22 protein-coding genes are annotated in these 21,302 nt (G+C 61.5%); 5 read left to right on the plus strand and 17 right to left on the minus strand.

Annotated features, from left to right (window positions below):
* Positions 1–33: 33 nt before the first annotated feature.
* Positions 34–1,425 (minus strand): M20/M25/M40 family metallo-hydrolase, encoded by a 1,392-nt coding sequence (locus NCHU2750_RS19765; protein WP_119942393.1) that lies wholly within the window; start codon positions 1,423–1,425, stop codon positions 34–36.
* 225 nt (positions 1,426–1,650) lie between these two features.
* Here NCHU2750_RS19765 and NCHU2750_RS19770 point away from each other — a divergent pair, with 225 nt between their 5' ends.
* Positions 1,651–3,315 (plus strand): L-lactate permease, encoded by a 1,665-nt coding sequence (locus NCHU2750_RS19770; protein WP_119942395.1) that lies wholly within the window; start codon positions 1,651–1,653, stop codon positions 3,313–3,315.
* A 46-nt stretch (positions 3,316–3,361) separates the two neighbouring features.
* Here NCHU2750_RS19770 and NCHU2750_RS19775 read toward each other — a convergent pair whose 3' ends face one another.
* The gene (locus NCHU2750_RS19775; protein ID WP_119942397.1) at positions 3,362–3,799 is read right to left on the minus strand and encodes a MarR family winged helix-turn-helix transcriptional regulator; all 438 of its coding nucleotides are present in this window, start codon (positions 3,797–3,799) and stop codon (positions 3,362–3,364) included.
* A 417-nt stretch (positions 3,800–4,216) separates the two neighbouring features.
* On the opposite strand from NCHU2750_RS19775, the gene polA reads away from it, so the two are divergent.
* Complete coding sequence (polA, locus tag NCHU2750_RS19780; protein WP_119943582.1) at positions 4,217–7,198, plus strand: DNA polymerase I; 2,982 nt, start codon at positions 4,217–4,219, stop codon at positions 7,196–7,198.
* A gap of 32 nt (positions 7,199–7,230) precedes the next feature.
* Here the strand turns inward: polA and NCHU2750_RS19785 are convergent, their stop codons facing one another.
* The 15 genes from NCHU2750_RS19785 to phnG all read right to left on the minus strand — a co-directional run bounded on the left by NCHU2750_RS19785 (position 7,231) and on the right by phnG (position 19,793).
* Positions 7,231–7,527 (minus strand): hypothetical protein, encoded by a 297-nt coding sequence (locus NCHU2750_RS19785; RefSeq protein WP_162939686.1) that lies wholly within the window; start codon positions 7,525–7,527, stop codon positions 7,231–7,233.
* Positions 7,528–7,597: 70 nt separating this feature from the next.
* Positions 7,598–8,206 carry a phosphonate metabolism protein/1,5-bisphosphokinase (PRPP-forming) PhnN gene (gene phnN / locus NCHU2750_RS19790; protein WP_119942401.1) on the minus strand — a complete coding sequence of 203 codons (609 nt, stop codon included), beginning with the start codon at positions 8,204–8,206 and terminating at the stop codon, positions 7,598–7,600.
* On the minus strand, positions 8,206–9,342 hold the full coding sequence (locus NCHU2750_RS19795) for an alpha-D-ribose 1-methylphosphonate 5-triphosphate diphosphatase (RefSeq protein ID WP_119942403.1): 1,137 nt from the start codon (positions 9,340–9,342) through the stop codon (positions 8,206–8,208). Before NCHU2750_RS19795 ends, phnN begins: the two co-directional genes overlap by 1 nt.
* A complete protein-coding gene (locus NCHU2750_RS19800) occupies positions 9,339–10,052 on the minus strand; it encodes a DUF1045 domain-containing protein (RefSeq protein WP_119942405.1) in 714 nt (237 codons plus the stop codon). The genes NCHU2750_RS19795 and NCHU2750_RS19800 overlap by 4 nt, the downstream gene beginning before the upstream one ends.
* A gap of 133 nt (positions 10,053–10,185) precedes the next feature.
* A complete protein-coding gene (gene phnE, locus NCHU2750_RS19805; RefSeq protein ID WP_119942407.1) occupies positions 10,186–11,541 on the minus strand; it encodes a phosphonate ABC transporter, permease protein PhnE in 1,356 nt (451 codons plus the stop codon).
* Complete coding sequence (gene phnE, locus NCHU2750_RS19810) at positions 11,541–12,461, minus strand: phosphonate ABC transporter, permease protein PhnE (protein WP_119943584.1); 921 nt, start codon at positions 12,459–12,461, stop codon at positions 11,541–11,543. The genes phnE (NCHU2750_RS19805) and phnE (NCHU2750_RS19810) overlap by 1 nt, the downstream gene beginning before the upstream one ends.
* A gap of 150 nt (positions 12,462–12,611) precedes the next feature.
* On the minus strand, positions 12,612–13,517 hold the full coding sequence (gene phnD / locus NCHU2750_RS19815) for a phosphonate ABC transporter substrate-binding protein (RefSeq protein WP_119942409.1): 906 nt from the start codon (positions 13,515–13,517) through the stop codon (positions 12,612–12,614).
* 85 nt (positions 13,518–13,602) lie between these two features.
* Positions 13,603–14,457, minus strand: a complete 855-nt coding sequence (gene phnC / locus NCHU2750_RS19820) for a phosphonate ABC transporter ATP-binding protein (protein WP_119942411.1) — start codon at positions 14,455–14,457, stop codon at positions 13,603–13,605.
* Positions 14,458–14,572: 115 nt separating this feature from the next.
* Complete coding sequence (locus NCHU2750_RS19825) at positions 14,573–15,193, minus strand: DapH/DapD/GlmU-related protein (RefSeq protein ID WP_119942413.1); 621 nt, start codon at positions 15,191–15,193, stop codon at positions 14,573–14,575.
* The gene (phnL, locus tag NCHU2750_RS19830) at positions 15,190–15,912 is read right to left on the minus strand and encodes a phosphonate C-P lyase system protein PhnL (protein WP_119942415.1); all 723 of its coding nucleotides are present in this window, start codon (positions 15,910–15,912) and stop codon (positions 15,190–15,192) included. The genes NCHU2750_RS19825 and phnL overlap by 4 nt, the downstream gene beginning before the upstream one ends.
* A 10-nt stretch (positions 15,913–15,922) precedes the next feature.
* Positions 15,923–16,699 (minus strand): phosphonate C-P lyase system protein PhnK, encoded by a 777-nt coding sequence (gene phnK, locus NCHU2750_RS19835; RefSeq protein WP_119942417.1) that lies wholly within the window; start codon positions 16,697–16,699, stop codon positions 15,923–15,925.
* Positions 16,696–17,592 carry an alpha-D-ribose 1-methylphosphonate 5-phosphate C-P-lyase PhnJ gene (locus NCHU2750_RS19840; RefSeq protein WP_119942419.1) on the minus strand — a complete coding sequence of 299 codons (897 nt, stop codon included), beginning with the start codon at positions 17,590–17,592 and terminating at the stop codon, positions 16,696–16,698. The genes phnK and NCHU2750_RS19840 overlap by 4 nt, the downstream gene beginning before the upstream one ends.
* Positions 17,589–18,704 (minus strand): carbon-phosphorus lyase complex subunit, encoded by a 1,116-nt coding sequence (locus NCHU2750_RS19845; protein WP_119942421.1) that lies wholly within the window; start codon positions 18,702–18,704, stop codon positions 17,589–17,591. The genes NCHU2750_RS19840 and NCHU2750_RS19845 overlap by 4 nt, the downstream gene beginning before the upstream one ends.
* Before the next feature lie 19 nt (positions 18,705–18,723).
* Positions 18,724–19,323, minus strand: a complete 600-nt coding sequence (gene phnH / locus NCHU2750_RS19850) for a phosphonate C-P lyase system protein PhnH (protein WP_119942423.1) — start codon at positions 19,321–19,323, stop codon at positions 18,724–18,726.
* Positions 19,323–19,793 carry a phosphonate C-P lyase system protein PhnG gene (gene phnG, locus NCHU2750_RS19855; RefSeq protein ID WP_119942425.1) on the minus strand — a complete coding sequence of 157 codons (471 nt, stop codon included), beginning with the start codon at positions 19,791–19,793 and terminating at the stop codon, positions 19,323–19,325. Before phnG ends, phnH begins: the two co-directional genes overlap by 1 nt.
* Before the next feature lie 89 nt (positions 19,794–19,882).
* Between phnG and phnF the strand changes: the two genes are divergently transcribed.
* From phnF to NCHU2750_RS19870, 3 genes are read left to right on the plus strand one after another with little or no spacing between them, the layout of a single operon-like run.
* Positions 19,883–20,617, plus strand: a complete 735-nt coding sequence (phnF, locus tag NCHU2750_RS19860) for a phosphonate metabolism transcriptional regulator PhnF (RefSeq protein ID WP_119943586.1) — start codon at positions 19,883–19,885, stop codon at positions 20,615–20,617.
* Between the two features lie 53 nt (positions 20,618–20,670).
* Complete coding sequence (locus tag NCHU2750_RS19865) at positions 20,671–20,970, plus strand: BrnT family toxin (protein ID WP_119942427.1); 300 nt, start codon at positions 20,671–20,673, stop codon at positions 20,968–20,970.
* Positions 20,951–21,283, plus strand: coding sequence for a BrnA antitoxin family protein (locus NCHU2750_RS19870; protein WP_119942429.1), 333 nt, complete (start codon positions 20,951–20,953; stop codon positions 21,281–21,283). The genes NCHU2750_RS19865 and NCHU2750_RS19870 overlap by 20 nt, the downstream gene beginning before the upstream one ends.
* The last annotated feature ends 19 nt before the right edge of the window (positions 21,284–21,302 follow it).

Here is a 21,302-nt window from a genome sequence, read left to right on the forward strand (position 1 = left end):
GCCGGCGTTTTGCGTTTGTGCTGATGTCGCGGCTTATTTCTGAGCCAGCGCCGTCATGATCCGGGCCCAGGAGCGGATACCCTTGTGATAGGACTTCAGGTCGTATTTCTCGTTCGGCGAGTGAATGCGGTCGTCAACGAGGCCGAAGCCGATCAGCAGCGAATCCATGCCGAGCTGCTTCTGGAAATCGCCGACGATCGGGATCGAGCCACCCATACCGATAACCACGGCCGGGTTCTTCCATTCTTCCGACAGCGCACCCTTGGCCTTTGTCAGAGCGGGCGAATCGTAGGAAAGCTGGATCGCCGGCGAGCCGCCATGTTCGTGGAATTCCACCGAGCAATCGCTGGGGATCTTGGAGCGCACATAGGCGCGGAAAGCTTCCCGGATCTTCTTCGGGTCCTGATGCCCGACAAGGCGGAAGGATACCTTGGCCGAGGCCTGTGCGGCAATCACCGTCTTGAACCCTTCGCCGGTATAACCGCCGGTAATGCCGTTGACTTCCGCAGTCGGACGCGCCCAGGTCAACTCCAGAACCGAACGGCCCTTCTCGCCGGACGGGATAGAAAGACCGACGCCGCCGAGGAAGCTCTCGGAGCTACGGCCGAGCGTCTCCCAACCTTCCTTGATATTGGTCGGGGTCTCCTCGACGCCCTCGTAGAAGCCCTCCAGCGTCACCCGGCCCGTCTCGTCGTGCAGGCCGGCAAGGATGTCGGTGAGGATGTGGATCGGGTTTGCCGCAGCGCCGCCGAAGAGGCCCGAATGCAGGTCGCGATCGGCCGCCTTGATGACGATCTCCTCGCCGACAAGACCCCTGAGCGCCGCCGCGATTGCCGGCGTGTCGCCATCCCACATGCCGGTATCGCAGACCAGCGCGAACTCGGCCTTGAGTTCTGCGGCATTGGCATCGAGGAAGGGCTTCAGCGACGGCGAGCCGGATTCTTCCTCGCCCTCGAACAGGATGGTGACGCGGATCGGCAGCGAGCCGTTGACTTCCTTGTAAGCGCGGCAGGCTTCGACGAAGGTCATCAGCTGGCCCTTGTCGTCGGCGGTGCCGCGGCCGGTCAGAACCTTGCGGCCGGGTGCGATCTCCTTGATCTTCGGTTCGAAGGGAGAATCCTCCCAAAGCTCGATCGGATCGACCGGCTGTACGTCGTAATGGCCGTAGAACAGCACATGCGGCGCATCGGCGGTCGCTGCGGCATGATGGGCAACGACCATCGGATGGCCGGCCGTATCACGCACGGAAGCATCGAAGCCGATGCCCTTGAGTTCGGTCACCAGCCACTCGGCCGCCTTGCGGCACTCCGCCTTGTAGGCCGGATCGGTCGAGATCGAGTGGATGCGGACGAGCGAGAAAAGACGCTCGATACTGTCGGAAAGGTTCTGGTCGGCGCGATCGAGAACGGCAGAAATATCGGTCATGGAAATCACCTTGTCTGTGGGCGGTCGCACACGCGGGCGGCCAGCTTGCTTCAAACTGTTAGCAAGCTAGGGGAGGGCGGCACAATGGCAAATGCCGTTGGCTTGGCCGAGAAGACAAAAGGCGTGCAACTTTCGTCGAATAACTACAACTCTAGACTGTCCGCAAACTGGAGCTATATGCTCCAAATTCGGACATGTCCTTGTCCGGCCTTGGGAGGGGCTTCAATGTGGAATCAAGTCTATGACCCTATGGGCAGTGCTGTCCTGTCCACCATTCTTGCTGCAATTCCTGTTCTCATCCTGCTCGGCCTGATTGCCACCAATGTGGTCAAGGCTCATGTCGCGGCCATCATCGCGCTGGTGGTTGCCAACCTGATCGCGATCTTCGTCTTCACCATGCCGGCGGCCATGTCGATCCGCGCCACCATTCTTGGTGCCATCACAGGCTTCTTTCCGATCGGCTGGATCGTTCTCAACGTTATCTTCCTCTATCGGCTGACGGTCGAGAAAGGCCAGTTCGAAAAACTGCAGCAGACGATCGGCAGCGTCACGGATGACCGGCGCATCCAGCTTCTCTTGATCGCCTTTGCCTTCGGTGCCTTTTTCGAGGGCGCCTCCGGCTTCGGCACGCCGGTCGCCGTCACCGGCGCGATCCTCATCGGGCTGGGCTTCTCGCCGCTCGCGGCCTCCGGCCTGTCGCTGATCGCCAATACGGCGCCGGTCGCCTATGGCGCGCTCGGAACGCCGATCCAGGGCCTGTCGCAGGTCACCGGTATCGATCCCTACCTGCTCGGCGCGATGGTCGGCCGACAGCTGCCCTTCTTCTCGGTGATCGTGCCCTTCTGGCTGATCTGGGTGTTTGCCGGTCGCAGGGGCATGATGCAGATCTGGCCGGCGATCCTCGTCACCGGCGCGTCCTTTGCCATCTCGCAGTTCTTCATCTCCAATTTCATCAACCCCTGGATCGTCGATATCGGCGCGTCTTTGATCTCCATGGCTTGCCTCATCGGTTTCCTGCAGGTCTGGCAGCCGAAGGAAGTCTGGACTTCGCCGAAGCTGCGCGGCCATGACATTTCCGATGATGGCACGCTGAAGCCGGCGAAACCGGTGGTGCGCCCGTCGCCGCAGGAAGTTCGGGCGGCGGTCACGCCATGGGTGATCGTCTGCATCGTACTCCTTATCTGGGGCACGGGCTGGTTCAAGTCCGCAGTCAATTCCTGGGCGATCTGGAACTATCCGGTTCCAGGCCTCGACAAGATGATCGCCAAGATGCCGCCGGTCGCACCCGGACCAACGCCGGAGGCGGCAGCCTTTTCCTTCACCTGGCTCTCCTATACGGGAACCGGTATGCTGATCGCGGCAATCCTCTCCGGTTTCGCCATGGGCTTCACGCCGGGGCAGATGCTGAAGACCTACGCGAAAACGATCAGGCTCTGCGCCTATTCGCTGATCACCATCTCTGCCATGCTGGCGCTCGGCACGCTGACGAGACTGTCCGGCATCGATTCGACCCTCGGCCTTGCCTTTGCGGCGACCGGCGTTCTCTACCCCTTCTTCGGCACGCTGCTCGGCTGGCTCGGCGTGGCGCTGACGGGATCCGACACGTCATCGAACATCCTGTTCGGCAATCTGCAGAAGGTGACTTCCGAACAGCTCGGTCTCTCGCCCATCCTGATGGGCGCGGCCAATTCCTCGGGCGGCGTTATGGGCAAGATGATCGACGCGCAATCGATCGTCGTCGCCTCCACCGCCACCGGCTGGTTCGGGCACGAGGGCAGTATCCTGCGCTTTGTCTTCTGGCATTCGATCGTGCTGGCCTGCCTTGTCGGCGTGCTGGTGACGTTGCAGGCCTATGTCTGGCCCTTCTCGGCCATGGTCGTGCAGCCCTGACGTTTAGAGGGGAGATGCTGTTCGGGCTCCGGTCCGGGCAGCGTTTTCAGCCCCCGGCTTTCCTGCTATTGCCGATGATGAGCCGCATATATTCCATCATCAGTTCCCGCTCGAATTCGCGGAACCCCGAAAACAGCACGCTGTCTGCCTCTGCTGCAGCCTCCACCGCCTTCAGTTCCAGGGCGCGGCCAAGCTCCGTCAGGCTGATGATCTGCGCCCGCCGGTCGCTCGGATGCGGCGTGCGGGCGATAAGTCCATCCCGCTCCATGCGTGCCAGCGTATTGGCAAGGGTAGCCTGCTCCACTTCCAGCTTGTCGAGCAATTGCTTCTGGGTCAGCCCGTCTTCCTGCCACAGTTCCAGCAGCACCGGAAACTGGCCGGGAGAAAAGCCGAGCGCCGCCGCCCGCTTCTGCAGCGATCGTGAAAAGACCCGCGCCAGCTGGCCCGCCAGATAGGTCGCAGACTGCGAGCGATCGAATCCCATGGCCTCCGCCCAATTTTTCCAGGGAAACCAGCCATGCTGGTAAACGATGATCGATACTACGCGATGGAAATGGGAGATTGAGGCAGCCGCCGTCGATTGGCAAGATCGCCGGGTGTCCGATCATGGACAAAATGCAAATAAAAACGCCACGGCCGGGAGGGGGCGGCCGTGGCGTTTCCTATGGGAGACAAAGACCCGGAGAGGGGGATAGGCCTTTGTCCGGTCTGGCGAGGCGGGGGACGAGCCATCTACCAGACTGCGGCGTTATCAGTCGCCGGTGAGCTTGAAATGTGAGGCGGATTGCGGCTTTTCAAGGGAAAGCGCCATTACAAATCGGTAAGGTTTCTGCGGCCAGGGGCTGTATGGGGGCCATAAGTTTTCATGGACGCCGATCCTGCGCCACGCTATTCCATGCCCATGAAAAAAGGCGATCACCTCTTCCTAGTCGACGGTTCCGGTTTCATCTTTCGCGCGTTTCACGCGCTGCCGCCGCTGACCCGAAAATCCGATGGCCTGCCGGTCGGCGCGGTCTCCGGCTTCTGCAACATGTTGTGGAAGCTCCTGACCGACGCCAGAGACACCTCCGTCGGCGTCACGCCCACCCATCTGGCCGTGATTTTCGACTACTCGTCTAAGACCTTCCGCAAGGATCTCTATGACGCCTACAAGGCGAACCGCTCCGCGCCGCCGGAAGAACTCGTCCCGCAATTCGGCCTCATCCGCCAGGCGACCCGCGCCTTCAACCTGCCCTGCATCGAGACCGAGGGTTTCGAGGCCGATGACATCATCGCCACCTACGCCCGCCAGGCGGAAGCTGCCGGCGCCGATGTCACGATCGTGTCATCCGACAAGGACCTGATGCAGCTCGTGACGCCGACGGTCCACATGTATGACAGCATGAAGGACAAGCAGATCGGCATTCCCGATGTCATCGAGAAATGGGGCGTGCCGCCGGAAAAGATGATCGACCTGCAGGCCATGGTCGGCGATTCGGTCGATAACGTGCCGGGCATCCCTGGCATCGGTCCGAAGACCGCCGGCCAGCTGCTGGAGGAATTCGGCGATCTGGACACGCTGCTCGCCCGCGCCGGCGAGATCAAGCAGGTCAAGCGCCGCGAAAACATCATCGCCAATGCCGATCTCGCCCGCCTGTCCCGCCAGCTGGTGGAATTGAGGACCGACGTGCCGTTGGAACTCGATCTTGACGCCTTGTTCCTAGAGCCGCAGGACGGCCCGAAACTCGTCGCCTTCCTGAAGGCTATGGAATTCGGCACCCTGACACGCCGCGTCGCCTCTGCCTGCGATTGCGATGCCAATGCCATCGAGCCCGCCGTCATCGAGACCGAATGGGGTGCGGACGCACATGGCCCCGATCTCGACGTGGCCGCTCCGGCCAAAGCCGATGAGGCTGCGGCTGACAAGGCGCCTGCGATGGCCAAGCCTGTTGCAGCGTCTGGCGCCGACGGTGCCACACCGCAGTCGCTGGCCGCAGGCCGTGCGGAAGCCTTCGCCGCTGCCACGATCGACACCACGAAATACGTCGCGATCCGCGATCTCGCCACGCTTGAAGAGTGGATTGCCGCCGCCCGCGAAACCGGCCTCGTCGCCTTCGACACCGAAACCACCTCGCTTGATCCGATGCAGGCGGAACTCGTTGGCTTCTCGCTCGCGATAGCCGATAACAGCAGGAACCCGTCCGGCCTCGATATCCGTGCCGCCTATGTGCCGCTCACCCACAAGACCGGCGTCGGCGATCTCTTGGGCGGCGGAATGGCGGAAAACCAGATCCCGGTCCGCGACGCGCTGGACCGCTTGAAGCCGCTGCTCGAAGATCCTTCGGTGTTGAAGGTCGCGCAGAACCTCAAATACGACTATCTCGTCATGAAGCGCCACGGCATTACCGTGAAGGGCTATGACGACACGATGCTGATGTCCTATGTGCTGGAAGCCGGCAAGTCAGGTGGTCACGGCATGGACGCGCTGTCGGAACGCTGGCTGAACCACAAGCCGATCGCCTTCAAGGATGTCGCCGGTTCCGGCAAGAGCGGCGTGACTTTCGATTTCGTCGATATCGACCGCGCCACCGCCTATGCGGCCGAGGATGCCGATGTGACGCTGCGCCTGTGGATGGTGCTCAAGCCTCAACTGGCAGCCATCGGCCTGACCCGCATCTACGAGCGGCTGGAACGCCCGATGGTCGACGTTCTGGCCCGCATGGAAGAGCGCGGCATCTCGATCGATCGCCAGATCCTGTCGCGCCTTTCCGGCGAACTGGCGCAGAAAGCGGCTGCCTTCGAAGACGAGATCTATGAACTGGCCGGCGAGAAATTCACCATCGGCTCGCCGAAGCAGCTCGGCGATATCCTGTTCGGCAAGATGGGCCTTCCCGGCGGTTCCAAGACCAAGACCGGCCAATGGTCCACTTCGGCGCAAGTGCTTGAAGACCTCGCGGCCGAAGGTGCCGAACTGCCGCGCAAGATCGTCGACTGGCGCCAGCTGACCAAGCTCAAATCCACCTATACCGACGCACTGCCGGGCTATGTTCACCCCGAAACGAAGCGGGTTCACACATCCTATTCGCTGGCCTCGACGACGACCGGCCGCCTGTCCTCGTCCGAACCCAACCTGCAGAACATTCCGGTCCGCAACGCCGAGGGCCGTAAGATCCGCACGGCCTTCATTGCCACGCCGGGCAACAAGCTTCTGTCGGCGGATTACAGCCAGATCGAACTGCGCGTGCTCGCCCATGTGGCAGACATCCCGCAACTTCGCCAGGCCTTCGAGGACGGCATCGACATTCATGCGATGACCGCGTCGGAAATGTTCGGCGTGCCGGTCGAAGGCATGCCGGGCGAGATCCGCCGCCGCGCCAAGGCGATCAACTTCGGCATCATCTATGGCATTTCGGCCTTCGGCCTTGCCAACCAGCTGTCGATCGAGCGATCCGAGGCAAGCGACTACATCAAGAAGTATTTCGAGCGCTTTCCGGGCATCCGCGATTACATGGAGACGACCAAGGCGTTCGCCCGCGAACACGGTTATGTCGAGACGATCTTCGGCCGCCGCGCGCATTATCCGGAAATCAAGTCCTCCAACCCATCGATGCGCGCCTTCAACGAACGTGCCGCGATAAACGCACCGATCCAGGGCTCGGCAGCCGATATCATCCGCCGCGCCATGGTGAAGATGGAGCCCGCACTGGCAGAGGCGGGCCTGTCTGCCCGCATGCTTTTGCAGGTCCATGACGAACTGATCTTCGAAGTCGAGGATGCCGAGGTCGAACGCGCCATGCCCGTCATCGTCTCGACCATGGAGCAGGCGGCCATGCCGGCCATATCGATGAAGGTGCCGCTCAAGGTGGATGCGCGTGCTGCATCCAACTGGGATGAAGCACACTGAACTTTCAGCTCTGGTTTATCCCGAATAGGGATTTATTCGGGATAGAGCGAATGCAGCGCGGTCGAAAGTAGCTCGTCGGCATAAGCATTGGCCGATCGTTGCGCCGCATCGTTCAGGCCGAATTCCAGACACCGTTGTCGAACCGTGTCCTGGATAAGCGCAGCAATCCCGCGAGCTTGGTCGCCATTGCCGCCTTCGGTCGTATCGAGCGCCAGGGCCAGGGAGGTCATGGCAACGATTTCCAATACGACCATGCGCCCTTCGAGCGCCGATAAAAAGGGTGACTCGGGATCTGTGGAGACCCCGTCATGTTTCCGCGTCTCGATCACCGCCCAGCTCCATTAGATAATCGAAATACTCAAGGTAGAGGAGCTGGAACAACTGTAAAGCGTGCTGCAGTTATTTTTCTTGCGAGCCTAAATCTTGTGCAAGCAAAGAAGAAAGAGCCTCGACAAGAGCCTTGCCGGCAGTCTCCAGATCGTCGCTATTGTCGATCGTGACGACGTGATAGTCACCGATGACGCCGAGCGAACTGCGCGCCAGCCGCCGCAGGATGTCGTCCCGGCTTTCGCGCCCTCGGGCCTCCAGCCGCGCGGCCAGTACCTCCGGCCTTGCCGTCACGTTGACGACGACGAGCCGGGGATAGGCTTTGGCGAAGAACTGCAATGCCGAACGTGAACCGTTGGCGATGACCAAGGTGCCGGCCGCCACAGCCTCGGCCGTCTCGAAGGGAATGCCGTAGCGCAATCCGTGTGCCCGCCAGGAGACGGAAAACCGGCCGGCCGTTTCCATGCTCTCGAAGTCCGCCTCGCAAACGCCGTCATGATCCTCGCCGCCGGCGCTGGCATCGCGGGTGATCACCCGCCGCGCAAAAACCACATCGGCACGGTCGCGGAAGAACCGTGCGGCATGGGCCATCAGCGTGTCCTTGCCGGCCCCGCTTGGGCCGACGACCACCACCATGCAGCCCGGATGCGTGCTGGCGCGGATCTCCAGGGAGCCGTCCATTACGCCACCCGTCGCCCCTGCCGCCAGACCGCGCGTGATACCGGCACGCCCGCTTCCCGGTGGACCCTCACGAGATCGGCGCGCAACCCGGTGGCGATCCGGCCGCGATCGGCAAGCCCTGCCGCACGGGCCGGGGTCGAGGTCACCATGGCGATCGCCTTGGGCAATGAAATACCGTCGATCTCGTCGGCCAGGATGAAGGGAGCATAGAGCAGGCTGAGCGGAACATAGTCGGACGAGAGAACGTCGAGCACGTCCTTCTCTGCCAGGTCGCGGGCGGCGATATTGCCGGAATGCGACTTGCCGCGCACCACGTTCGGCGCCCCCATCAACACGCTCATGCCGGCCTTGTGGGATGCAGCGGCAGCCTCGAAACTGGTCGGGAACTCGGCAAGCTTGACGCCGTTCTCGATCGCCTCGTCCACATGGTCGAGCGTTGCATCGTCATGGCTTGCGACCGTGATGCCGCGCTCGGCGCAATGCCTGGCGATGGCAATCCGGTGCGGCGTCGAGTTGCGCTGTGATTCCGCCACTCGCTTGTCGATGAACAGCTTGAAGGCCTCGTCGGAAAGCCCACGCTTCTTCTGGTAGTAGAAGATGTATTGTTCCATCGTCTGGAACTGGCGCTGGCCGGGCGCATGGTCCATCAGCGAGACGAGACGGACATGGCTGTCGTTCTCGAAATCGCCGAAATGCTCCAGCACATTGTCGGCAGAGACCTCGCAGCGCAGGTGGATCAGATGTTCCGAGCGCAGCCGTCCCTCGCGTTCGGCCGACTGGATCGCATCCGCCATCGTCCGCATCTCGCCATGCTCGAAGCCGCCATCCTCGTCCGATCCCATGCGCAGGCAATCGAACACGGTGGTGATGCCGGAAGAGGCGATCTGCGCATCATGCGCCTGGATCGCGGCAGTGGCATCCCAGCGTACGCCGGGGCGGGGCGAATAGTGCTGCTCCAGATGGTCGGTATGAAGTTCGACCAGACCCGGTATGAGATAATCCCCCTCGAAATCCTCGCCGGTCTGTGCCGTACCCTCGGATATGTCGGCGATCTGGCCATCACGGATCTGCACGGAACCGGAGAGGATACTGTCCTCCAGCACGATGCGGGCATTCTTGAATACGGTTTCGGTCATGGGGCGGTCTTTCTGAGCTCGGAAGCCGGCTTCAGGGGCAGCCAGCGATGGGCGATGAAATCTGCGCCGCGGGCCGGCTCGACGAAGAGCGCGACGCCGTCGATCGACAGCGGCTTGTTGGTAAAGGCGGCAAAACGGGGTTCCAGCGCTGCACGCATGGCAGGTGCCTGCTCCGGCGGAACCTGGCCGGAAAGCGTCATGTGAAAGCGGAACGCGTCCATCACATGCGGATAGCCCCAGCGCATCAGGTTGGCGCGATGCTCCGGCGACAGCGTGTCCGGCTTGCGGCGGGCAATATCGGCATCGGAAAGCGGAGCGCGGAACGCCTCGAAATCCTCGACGATCCGGGCGGCAAAGTCCTGCAGCTCGGAATAGATCTGATCCGGCACCAGCGCGAAGAATCGGCCCAGCTGGCCGATCACCAGGTTCGGGATATCGAATGCCTTCCTTGTCGCGGCAAATTCTTCCAAGGCTTCGATCAGTTCCGCCTCCGTCTTCCCCTCTGCCAGCTCGAACGGAGCCTTGAGCGTCGCATGGAAGGCATAGCGGCGCGGATCGGCAGTCAGCGCATGAACGTCCTCTTTCGAAAGGCCGGAGACTTCCGGCGTCGGAAAGGTTCCGGCCGTAAACGCGTCGCGCCCAAGCCAACGGGATGCAGTTTGCGTCAGCGGATGATCCGCGGCGGGGGAGAAGTATATGGCGTAGCGCAAGGCATCGTTCCGGAATCAGAAAAGTCGAAGACGGAGGTCTAGAAGTCTAGACATCCGTCGTGCCCGAAGACAGCCCTGCGCCTAAAAGATTTCCATGACAGAATGATGATGCCGATGCAGTTTTGGCGTGTACTTAGTGGGTCGGGCCGCCGATCAGCCGCGAGCGGATCGCATTCGAGACATTGTCGAACAGGAAGACGACGAAAAGGATGAGCAGCACCATATAGGCGACCTTGTCCCAGTCGGCATTGGTGCCCATCGCTTCGAGCAGCTTGAGGCCGATGCCGCCGGCGCCGACGGCGCCGATCACAGTTGCCGAACGCGTATTGGATTCCCAGAAATACAGCGACTGCGAGATGAACACCGGCAGGACCTGTGGGACCACGCCGAACCGGTTGACGATCACCGGCGAGGCTCCGACCGATTTCACGCCCTCACGCTGCTTGTCGTCGACATTTTCCACCGCTTCCGCATAGACTTTTCCAAGCGCGCCGGAATCGGTGAAAAAGATCGCGGCAATGCCGGGTATCGGTCCGGGACCGAAGGAGCGGGTGAAGAACAGCGCCCAGATCAACATGTCGACCGAGCGCAGGAAGTCGAACAACCGTTTCATGCCCCAGTTTGCGGCACGGTTATGGGTAATGTTGCGGGCGGCGATGAAGGCAAGCGGGAAGGCGAACACCGTCCCGAGCAGCGTGCCGACAAAGGCCATGACCAGCGTCTGTAAAAGCTTCGACAGAATATCGGCATGCTGCCAGACATTGTTGCCGAGGAAATCGTCGACCATGTGGCTGATATTGGACCGGGCCGGATCGAGACGGTCGCCGACAGTGGCAAGGGTTGCGAGTTCACCCCAGCTCTTGCCCCAGAAATCTGACTTCGTATCGAACAGGAAATTCGCCCAGCCGAGGAAACGGCGCTGCACATAGACCTGGCTCGAGCGGATTTCGGCCTGGCCTTCGAACCCGTAATAGACAATGACCTTCGACCCGTCCTGGCGGATCGCAGCCGGCGCGCCAAGAGGCGCGGTGGCGGCATCGTCGCTGATCGTCACCGGATAGGATTTGCCGTTGAGGTAGACGTCGACCTGCTTGGTCGTCACGTCTAGACGGTCCTTGTCGCTGCCGAAGGTCACCGTGTAGCCGCCTGCCTGGGTCGGCTGCAGCCAGAAGATGTCGGCACCCTGCCGATATTGGCCGCGGCTCGACCATTGCGCCTTGACCGTGCCGTTGTCTTCGAAGCGAAGGCGCGGCTGGGCCCGCCACGAATACCAGTCCTGCACATAGAGCGAGGCGCGCTCCCACTGGCCGTTCATGAAGGCAGGGCCGACATTGAAGGCGAAGAAGCAGATCACAAGATAGACGATGACCGCCGCAATGCCGGCCACGAACCCGTAACGCTGCATCAACGAGCGATGGAAGACTTGCGGATAGGCAGTACGCAGGCGCTCCCGGTCGGAAGCATTGATGGTCGGAACCGAAGACGTCATCAGGCTGCTCCCCTTCCGAATTCGAAGGACTGGTGGCCGATCAGCCGGCGGCGAAGCCAGGCGGAAAACTGGTCGATGATGATGATGCTGACGAGCAGCAGGATGATGATCGCATAGGTCTTGGCAGCGTGATCGCGGCCGATCGCCAGACGGAAGACTTCACCGATGCCGCCGCCGCCGACCGCACCGATAATGGTCGAGGCGCGCACGTTGATCTCGGCGCGCAGCAGCGTGTAGGAGACGAAGTTCGGCAGCACCTGGGGAACGATGGCGAAACGCACCCGCTCGACCCAGCTTGCACCGGCAGCACGCAAGCCCTCGTCCGGCTTCATGTCGGAATTCTCGACCACCTCGAAGAACAGTTTTCCAAGCGCACCGATCGTATGCACCGTGATCGCGATGATCGCCGCGATCGGGCCGATCGACAGGATCGCCGTCAGCAGGCCGGCAATCACGATCTCCGGGAAGGCGCGCAGGATTTCCATGATGCGGCGCACGACGAAACGCGTCACCCCGGCGCCGACCAGATTGGTCGAGGCAAAGAAGCAGAGCAGGAAGGCAAGGGCTGAACCGATGATCGTCGATACCAGCGCGATGTTGATGGTGATCATCAGCTGGTAGAAGAAATTCGGGATGTAGAGCGAGGCCGTGATGTAGTGGCGATCAGCAGTATAATTGTACTTGAGAGACCCGTCGGCATAGGGCGAGGGCAGGTCGAACATGGCCCGGACGATTTCCATCGGGCTGTCCGGCACGAAACTGCGGATGAAATCGAAGAAGAAGGGCAGCCGCTCGAAGAACTTTCCGGCATTCGCCTCATTGGCAAAGCGCAGCGAGGCAAACAGCACGGCGAGAAAGATAACGATCGAGATCGCCGTGTAGACGCGCCGCGTGCGCAGCTGCTGCCGGTAATGCTGCATCATCATCGATGCCGCGGATCCGAGCGCGCCCTCCCGGGTGCTGATCGGGCCACCATTGTTCCGTTCGCCGACTATTGCCATGATCTGCGCTCTCTCTTGAAAAACGGCGGCGCTGACAAGAGCGCCGCCGCCAGAGGATGGGGATGAAAATCAGCCGCCGATAACCGACTTACGGGCGTCGATGATCGTCTGGTAGAAGGACGCATCGACCTTGATGTAGTCCTTGTTGTCGCCCTGGGTGTAGAACTTGAAGCAATCGTGGTCCTTCTTCGGCAGGTCGAGGAAGAAGGCTTCGATCTTGTCGCGCATGGCTTGCGGCAGCTTGTTGGAGACCATCAGCGGGCCGTTCGGGATCAGCGGCGACTTCCAGATCTGGACAATGTCGTCCATGTCGAGAATGCCCTTGCCGACCATCTGGTGCAGGTTGCCGCCGGTATAGCCTTCTTCCCACTTGCCAACGCCCGAACCGAAGGTCGTGCCGGCATCGAACTTCTTGTCGAGAACGGCGAGGACGAGGTTCTCATGGCCGCCGCCGAAACCGGTTTCGGAGAAATAGTCCTTGACCGGCATGCCGATTTCCTTCGGCAGCGCGACGTTCGGGACGAGATAGCCCGAGGTCGAGTCCGGATCGGCGAAGCCGAGCTTCTTGCCCTTCAGATCTGCGAGCGTCTTGATGCCCGAATCCTTGCGGGCAACCATGATCGAGTAGTAACCGCTCGAACCGTCCGACTGGGTGTAGGTCAGGATCGGGGAGACGGCGTTCGGGTCCTTGATGGCGATTGCGGCATAGGAGGAAGCGCCCATCGAAGCGATGTCGATCGTGCCGCCGAGCAGACCCTGGATGACGCCGTTATAGTCCGGCGACGGGAAGATCTGTACTTCCGGAACGCCGGTCGCAGCCTTCAGGCCATCGGCGACGCACTGGGTGCTGCGGATCTGGTCGGCTTCGTTTTCCGAGCCGTCGAGGCCGATGCGCAGAACCTTGACGTCCTGAGCCATGGCGGAACCGGCGAGCACGGTCAGCGCGACGGCAGAGAGAAGAGCTTTTTTCAGCATGGTGATCTCCTGTTTCCGGTTCGTCCGGAGTTGGGTCATGAAAAGAGTGCCCTTGACGCGGGCTTTACGATCGGCGGTGCGGCTCTCAGGCTCTGGCGCTTGCCAGTGTGCCTTGTCCGGCCAATTCCTGGCCCGCGGCGACCTGCGCGGCGGGAATGTTGATGCTGGTCGAGGTCATCGTCTCGTCGATGCCGGCGCCATCCTTGTCGGAGCCGTAGATCTGCTGGATGGCTTCCGCGTTGAGCGCCGATGGCGGACCGTCGAACACGACGCTGCCCTGGGCCATGCCGATGATCCGCTCGCAATAGCTGCGGGCGGTATCGAGCGTGTGCAGGTTGGTGATGACGGTAATGCCTTCGCGTTCGTTGATGTCGCGCAGCGCATCCATGACGATCTTGGCGTTGAGCGGATCGAGCGAGGCGATCGGCTCGTCGGCCAGAAGCATCTTCGGCGACTGCATCAGCGCGCGGGCGATCGCCACGCGCTGCTGCTGCCCGCCGGACAGCGTGCCGGCACGCTGCATCGCGGTCTGTTCGATACCGAGGCGCTCGAGCGCTGCGATCGCCGCCAGTCGCTCATCGTCGGAAAAAATGTTGAACAGGCTCATCAGCGTCGAGCGGTGGTTCAGCCGGCCGAGCATCACATTGGTCAGCACGTCGAGGCGCGGCACGAGATTGAACTGCTGGAAGATCATCGCGCAGTCACGCTGCCAGTTGCGCAGCCTGGCGCCGCGCAGCGACGATACTTCGGTGCCGCCAAATTGGATCGAGCCGGAACTCGGCTCCTGAAGGCGGTTGATCATCCGCAGAAGGGTGGACTTTCCGGCGCCGGAACGACCGATAATGCCGACCATCTGGCCCTGGGGAATTTCCACGTTGACGGCATTGACCGCAATGCGATCGCCGAAGCGCCGGGTAACATTCCTCAGTTCAAATTTCATTCTTTCACGCCTGTCCAATCCCCTGATGAGAATCGGATTAGACTTGGTTGATGAAGCCTGAATGTCGGATTTATGTCCGTTTTGTTAAAAGCAATCTGGCCCTAAGACCTGTCCGTCAGGTGGAATATCGGGCGATGAAATCCTCCGCCGACAGCATCCGGAAGTCGTCGAGAGCGGTTCTAAGCTTCGAGTGATCCCAGTCCCACCATGCCAACTGGTCCATTTTGCTGCCGATCTCGCTGCTGAAACGTTCGCGGATCAGCCTGGCCGGCACGCCGCCAACGATCGTGTAAGGGGCGACATCCTTCGACACGACGGCACCGGCACCGATCACCGCACCGTTGCCGATAGTGACGCCGGTCAGGATCGTCGCTCCATGCCCGATCCAGGTGTCATGGCCGATGACGACCGGCTTTGATCGTCTGGCGGCAAAATAGTCCGCTTCTTCCGGCTCCAGATCGCCCCAATAGTCTCCGGGCCGGTAGGTGAAGTGATGCAGCGTGGCGCGCTCTACCGGATGGTTTGTCGCGTTGATGCGCACGAAGGCGGCGATATTGGAGAACTTGCCGATCTTCGCGTTCCACAAATGCCCGTGCTCCATGACATAGGAATAGTCGCCGATCTCGCATTCGCGAACCCGGCAATATTCCGTCACCTTCGTATATCTGCCGAGCGTTGTGGCTTCTACCCGTGCGGTCTCATGGATGCTCGGTGTTTCGGATAACAGCCGGCTCATGCTGCAATGGCCTTTCGCGGAGAGAATGCACTGACATCGAGAATGCGGTCGGCTACGGCCTCGCGCACCTCCTCGTCATGGAAGATGCCGAGCATCGCAACGCCCTCTTCCTTCTTGGCGGCGATCATCTCGACCACCACGCGGCGGTTGGTCGCGTCGAGCGAGGCGGTTGGCTCATCGAGAAGCAGGATGCGGTGGCTGGTAATGAAGCCGCGGGCGATGTTGACCCGCTGCTGCTCGCCACCGGAGAATGTGGATGGCGGCAGCGACCAGAGTTCGCGCGGCAGGTTGAGTCGCGAAAGCAGCTGGGCTGCATTTTCCCTGGCAACGGCAGCCTCGATACCGCGCGCGACGAGCGGTTCGGCAACCACGTCGATCGCAGCCACACGTGGCACGGTACGCAGGAACTGGCTGACATAACCCATGGTGTGGCGGCGCACGTCGATGATCGTGCGCGGGTCGGCGCTGGCGATATCGATGATCCGGTCCCCCTGAACACCTTTGTGGTCCACCAGGATCTGCCCCGCATCGACGGCATAATTGCCGTAGAGCATCTTCAGGATCGAGCTCTTGCCGATACCAGATGGGCCTCCGAGCACGACGCATTCGCCGGCGGCGACCGAAAAATTCACATCGTTGACGACCGGCAGCTTGATGCCGTCGCGCAGATGCATGGTGAAGCTCTTGAAGACTTCCGAGACGACGAGGGGTGTAGTCATCAGGCCCTCCTTACACTTGCAGGATCGAGGAAACGAGAAGCTGGGTATAGGGCTCGCGCGGATCGTCGAGCACCCGGTCTGTCAGGCCGTGTTCGATCACGTGACCGTCCTTCATCACCATCATCCGGTGCGACAGCAGGCGGGCAACCGCCAGATCATGGGTGACGACGATCGCCGCCAGCCCGAGATCGTTGACGAGGCCGCGCACCAGGTCGAGCAGCCGCGCCTGCACCGAGACGTCGAGACCGCCGGTCGGCTCGTCCATGAAGACAAGGCGCGGGCCGGTCACGAGGTTGCGGGCGATCTGCAGCCTCTGGCGCATGCCGCCGGAGAATGCGCGCGGCTGATCGTCGATACGGTCGGCGGAAATCTCCACCCGGCCAAGCCAGTCCGTCGCCGTCTCGCGGATCTTGCCGTAATGCCGGTCACCGACCGCCATCAGCCGCTCGCCGACATTGGCGCCGGCAGAAACGGTCATCCGCAGCCCGTCGGCCGGATTCTGGTGGACGAAACCCCAGTCGGTGCGCATCAGGAAGCGCCGTTCCGCCTCGCTCATCCGGTAGAGATCGCGGAAATTGCCGTCGCGCATCCGGTATTCGACGCTGCCGGCGGTCGGCAGGAGGCGGGTGGATATGCAGTTGAGCAGCGTCGTCTTGCCGGAACCGGATTCGCCGACGATGGCCAGAACCTCGCCCGGCCAGAGCTCGAAATTGACATCCTTGCAACCGATCCGGCTGCCATAGAACTTCGATACGCCGCTGACCTTGAGAAGGGGAAGGTCACTCATTCTGCTGCCTCCTGGCCCTTGGCTTGTTGCTGCGCCGGCATCGCACCGACATGTCCGTGATTGCGGCGATCCTCGCAATGGTCGGTGTCGGAGCAGACGAACATCCGTCCGCCGCGGTCGTCGAGGATGACCTCGTCGAGATAGACGCCATGCGCTCCGCAGAGCGCGCAGTCCTGCTCGAAGGCTTGAATTTCGAACGGGTAGTCCTCGAAGTCGAGGCTGACGACCTCCGTATGCGGCGGCACCGCATAGATGCGTTTTTCGCGCCCGGCGCCGAAAAGCTGCAGCGCATCCGACATGTGCATTTTCGGATTGTCGAATTTCGGCGTCGGCGACGGATCCATGACGTAGCGCCCATCGACCTTCACCGGATAGGCATAGGTCTTGGAAATGCGGCCATTGATGGCAATGTCCTCGTAGAGCTTCACATGCATCAGGCCGTATTCTTCCAGCGCATGCATCTTCCGCGTCTCGGTCTCGCGCGGCTCAAGGAAGCGCAACGGTTCCGGGATCGGCACCTGGTAGACGAGGACCTGATCCTCGCTAAGCTTCTGCTCGGGGATACGATGGCGTGTCTGGATGATCGTCGCATCCTTGGTATGTGTCGTCACCGCAACCTCGGCGACCTTCTGGAAGAAGGCGCGGATCGAGACGGCATTCGTCGTGTCGTCGGCGCCCTGATCGATGACTTTCAGCACATCCTCCGGGCCGATGATCGAGGCGGTCACCTGTACGCCGCCGGTGCCCCAGCCATAGGGCATCGGCATTTCTCTGGAGGCGAATGGCACCTGATAGCCGGGTATCGCAATCGCTTTCAGGATCGCCCGACGGATCATCCGTTTCGTCTGTTCGTCGAGATAGGCGAAATTGTAGGTGGCGAGATCGGCAGTCATTCTGCAGCATCCTTCATCTCGGTTTCGCCCTCGCCGCCCTTGCGGGCGGCCGCGATATCGGCCCGCATCTTGCGCACCATCGCCAGTTCCGCCTGGAAGTCGACGTAATGCGGCAGTTTCAGATGCTCGACGAAGCCGGTCGCCTGCACGTTGTCGGAATGGGAGATGACGAATTCCTCGTCCTGCGCCGGCGCGGTGATGTCTTCGCCGAGTTCCTCCGCACGAAGGGCGCGATCCACCAGTGACATCGACATTGCTTTCCGCTCGCTCTGCCCGAACACCAGCCCATAACCGCGGGTAAATTGCGGTGGCGCTTTCGAAGACCCTTTGAACTGGTTGACCATCTGGCATTCCGTCACCCTTATGCTGCCGAGCGAGACGGCAAAGCCGAGTTCCGGCACCTCCATCTCCACCTCGACTTCGCCGATGCGGATCTCGCCGACGAACGGGTGGTTGCGGCCATAGCCGCGCTGGGTCGAATAGCCGAGCGCCAAAAGAAAGCCTTCATCACCGCGGGCGAGCGCCTGCAGGCGCAGGTCCCGGCTCATCGGAAATTCCATCGGTTCGCGCGTCAGGTCGCCGGCGGCATGATCCTGTGGCAACTCGCCATCCGCCTCGATCAGCCCCTCATGCGCCAGAATGTCGGAAACCCGCATGATCTCTTCGTCGCCTGCTTCTCGTCGAGCGGGTTCCTCGACCGCTTCGTCGGACAGAAGCGATGGGTCGAGCAGCCGATGGGTATAATCGAAGGTCGGACCGAGCAACTGTCCGCCGGGCAGGTCCTTGTAGGTGGCCGAGACGCGCCGCTCCACCTGCATCCTTGCCGTATCGAGTGGCACCGAATTGCCGAAACGCGGCAGCGTGGTGCGGTAGGCGCGCAAGAGGAAGATCGCCTCGATCAGGTCGCCACGCGACTGGCGCACGGCAAGGGCGGCAAGCTGGCGATCGTAGAGCGAGGCTTCGGCCATCACCCGATCGACGGCAAGCCCCAGCTGCTCGGCAATCTGGTCGATGGTGAGGGAAGGAAGCGAGCGGTCGCCCCGGCGCCGGTCGGCGAGAAGCCGGTGAGCGTTGCTGATGGCGGCCTCGCCACCCTTGACGGCAACATACATGGTCTACTCTCCTTGTGGATTAAGCCACGATCTTCGTCGTGCGCGGCAGGCAGAGGAAGCTCTTGCCCGCCGCCAGGATCACGTCGATCCCGCGCGGGAAAAGCGGCCGGTTATCCGCCCACAGCCGCAGGAACGCGTCCGGCAGGCCGGCGATTTCGATCGCCTTCGACTGCAGGATGCCCGGTCCCGACAGAGTGAAGGAGTGGCCTTCACCAAGCCCTGCAACCTCGATGACCAGAGTGGTCGAGCGGTCGGGATATTCCTGCGTTCCGAGCGAGAACAGACCGAAGGATGAAAGTGCGGCACCCGGCTCCACGAAGGCGAAGCGTGCTTCCGCCTTTTCGCGCGTTATCGGCGCGCCCGAATGGAAGCCGATCCACTCGGCGACGGCTGACTTGGATAAGCCTGCGGAAAGCCATACCGGCGTATCGTGATCACAGAGCGTCAGTGCGATTGCCCCGGCCGCCGCGCCGAGCGGCTCGGGCTGGCCGGCATCATATTCGACGGTGCGGATCGATCCGGGCCGCGCCATGCCGTCCATCAGCATGCGGAATATGCTCTGGGACTGGAAAACCGGATCGGAGAACCCGCCGGAAAAGGCCTCTGTATTGGTTGCCATCAATCGTCTCCCCGAACCATGGTGAAGAAGTCCACACGGGTGGCGGCGGTCTCTTCGGCCTTTGCTTTTTCCTCTGCGGCTATCCTGTCTTCGACGGGGGAGAGCACGACGCTTTCGACGTAATCGCGCGTCATCTCCTCCTGCCAGAGCGCGTCGAAAATTGCCGCAAGCCTGACCTTGCGCTTGTCGGTGCCGAGTGCCTGCGCGTGTCCGATCGTGCCGGATTGAAGCGAAAGCGTTGCGCGTGTGACGGTCGCCTCGCCGAGGTTGAACGGGCTGCCCCCGCCGCCGATGCGCCCTCGCACCATGACAAGCCCGGTTTCCGGGCCGCGTACCGCTCTGGTGTCAGGCTTGTCGGCCAAACCCTCCCAGGCGGTGCCAAGCTCATCCGACGTGGCGCGGGCGAGAAGGGAAATGCACCGCCTGCGGCCGGCTTGTTCGGGCGCTGGGGTCTGCTCTGCAACGTCCATCGCTAATCTCCAAAATGTCTATTGATATAGACAACTATACAATATAACTTAGCTGTAACTTTTGGATATAACAAGCGTGTGACATGGATATGCAGGAAGCGGCGGTTCGCCGGCAGAACGGGGTAGCGCTCTGGCGCCAGATCGCCGATCGGATACGGTCGGCCATATCCGGGGGCGACTATGACGAGACCGGCCGGGTGCCGCCGGAAATGGTGCTGGCCGCACAGTTCGGCGTCAACCGCCATACGGTTCGCAGTGCTCTGGCGGCACTTGCGCAGGAAGGCATCGTCCAGGCCGTGCAGGGAAGGGGCACACTGATCCTGCGTAAGGATCGGCTGAACTTCCCCATTTCGCGCCGCACGCGCTTCAGCCAGGGCATCGGAGATCAGGCACGGGAGAAGGAGGGCATATTGCTCGCGTCCTGCGAAGAAGCCGCCACGGCAGATCTCGCTGCGCGGCTGAAACTGTCCGTCGGCGCACCGCTGATCCGGCTGGAAACGCTGCGAAAGGCCGACCGTCGCCCTGTCTCGCGCGCAACCGCATGGTTTCCGGCAGATCGTTTCAAGGGAATTGTCGATGCCTACAGAAGCAGCGGATCGATCACCGCCGCCTTTGCCGCAACCGGCCTGCCGGATTATGTCCGCGCGTCGACGGAAATAACCGCCGTCCATGCCGACAATGACGATCTCGCATCGCTGGAACTGTCACCCGGCGCCATCGTGCTTGTCACCCGGGCCCTGAATGCCGATCCGGATGGCGTACCGGTTCAATATGCCGTCAGCCGTTTCCCCGCGGATGCGGTTCAGTTCACCATCGAGAATTGAAATACGGATGCTTGAGTAATGACAAAATCATAATTACATTTTGGTGGAGATAAATGCGCTTCGAATGGGATCGAGCCAAGGCGGAAACGAATCTGCGCAAGCATCGGGTGAGCTTCGAAACGGCGCTTCGGGTATTTTTCGATCCGTTTGTGCTTATCGAGCAGGATCGTGTCGAGGATGGTGAATACCGATGGCAGGCGATCGGCGCGGTTGACGGTCATACGGTTCTGATTGTCGCGCATGTGAATCGTGAGGATGATGAGGCAGAGGAACCGGTTGAGGTAATCCGCATCATTTCTGCACGAAAGGCCGATTTGAAGGAAAGGCGACGCTATGAAGAAGACAAACGCTGAAATGGTTCGATACAGGATCGATCCGAGTAACGTGCCGCCACTCACCGAAAAGCAGAAGGCTGAATTGAACGCGCTTTCCCAAATGCGCGACGACCAGATCGACTATAGCGACATTGCGCCTTCGACCGACCAGCAACTCGCGAGTGCGCAGCGAGGTCAGCTTTATCGGCCCGTGAAGCAGCAAATAACCGCACGCGTCGATGCAGATGTCCTCGAATGGTTGAAGTCCCAGGGAAAAGGATATCAGGCGCGCATCAATGCAATTTTGCGTCGGGAGATGCTGGCGTCGCTGAAACCTCACAAAAAAGCCTAGGAACGGCGGTCACCGTCCC

The sequence above is a fragment of the Neorhizobium sp. NCHU2750 genome (genome assembly GCF_003597675.1).
Taxonomy (GTDB): Bacteria; Pseudomonadota; Alphaproteobacteria; order Rhizobiales; family Rhizobiaceae; genus Neorhizobium.

Excerpts from the sequence above, each read along its gene's own strand:
- NCHU2750_RS19765 (WP_119942393.1), bottom strand. The coding sequence starts at position 1,425 with ATGACCGATATTTCTGCCGTTCTCGATCGCGCCGACCAGAACCTTTCC.
- NCHU2750_RS19770 (WP_119942395.1), top strand. The coding sequence starts at position 1,651 with ATGTGGAATCAAGTCTATGACCCTATGGGCAGTGCTGTCCTGTCCACC.
- NCHU2750_RS19775 (WP_119942397.1), bottom strand. The coding sequence starts at position 3,799 with ATGGGATTCGATCGCTCGCAGTCTGCGACCTATCTGGCGGGCCAGCTG.
- polA (WP_119943582.1), top strand. The coding sequence starts at position 4,217 with ATGAAAAAAGGCGATCACCTCTTCCTAGTCGACGGTTCCGGTTTCATC.
- phnN (WP_119942401.1), bottom strand. The coding sequence starts at position 8,206 with ATGGACGGCTCCCTGGAGATCCGCGCCAGCACGCATCCGGGCTGCATG.
- NCHU2750_RS19795 (WP_119942403.1), bottom strand. The coding sequence starts at position 9,342 with ATGACCGAAACCGTATTCAAGAATGCCCGCATCGTGCTGGAGGACAGT.
- phnE (WP_119942407.1), bottom strand. The coding sequence starts at position 11,541 with ATGACGTCTTCGGTTCCGACCATCAATGCTTCCGACCGGGAGCGCCTG.
- phnE (WP_119943584.1), bottom strand. The coding sequence starts at position 12,461 with ATGCAGCATTACCGGCAGCAGCTGCGCACGCGGCGCGTCTACACGGCG.
- phnD (WP_119942409.1), bottom strand. The coding sequence starts at position 13,517 with ATGCTGAAAAAAGCTCTTCTCTCTGCCGTCGCGCTGACCGTGCTCGCC.
- phnC (WP_119942411.1), bottom strand. The coding sequence starts at position 14,457 with ATGAAATTTGAACTGAGGAATGTTACCCGGCGCTTCGGCGATCGCATT.
- NCHU2750_RS19825 (WP_119942413.1), bottom strand. The coding sequence starts at position 15,193 with ATGAGCCGGCTGTTATCCGAAACACCGAGCATCCATGAGACCGCACGG.
- phnL (WP_119942415.1), bottom strand. The coding sequence starts at position 15,912 with ATGACTACACCCCTCGTCGTCTCGGAAGTCTTCAAGAGCTTCACCATG.
- phnK (WP_119942417.1), bottom strand. The coding sequence starts at position 16,699 with ATGAGTGACCTTCCCCTTCTCAAGGTCAGCGGCGTATCGAAGTTCTAT.
- NCHU2750_RS19840 (WP_119942419.1), bottom strand. The coding sequence starts at position 17,592 with ATGACTGCCGATCTCGCCACCTACAATTTCGCCTATCTCGACGAACAG.
- NCHU2750_RS19845 (WP_119942421.1), bottom strand. The coding sequence starts at position 18,704 with ATGTATGTTGCCGTCAAGGGTGGCGAGGCCGCCATCAGCAACGCTCAC.
- phnH (WP_119942423.1), bottom strand. The coding sequence starts at position 19,323 with ATGGCAACCAATACAGAGGCCTTTTCCGGCGGGTTCTCCGATCCGGTT.
- phnG (WP_119942425.1), bottom strand. The coding sequence starts at position 19,793 with ATGGACGTTGCAGAGCAGACCCCAGCGCCCGAACAAGCCGGCCGCAGG.
- phnF (WP_119943586.1), top strand. The coding sequence starts at position 19,883 with ATGCAGGAAGCGGCGGTTCGCCGGCAGAACGGGGTAGCGCTCTGGCGC.
- NCHU2750_RS19865 (WP_119942427.1), top strand. The coding sequence starts at position 20,671 with ATGCGCTTCGAATGGGATCGAGCCAAGGCGGAAACGAATCTGCGCAAG.
- NCHU2750_RS19870 (WP_119942429.1), top strand. The coding sequence starts at position 20,951 with ATGAAGAAGACAAACGCTGAAATGGTTCGATACAGGATCGATCCGAGT.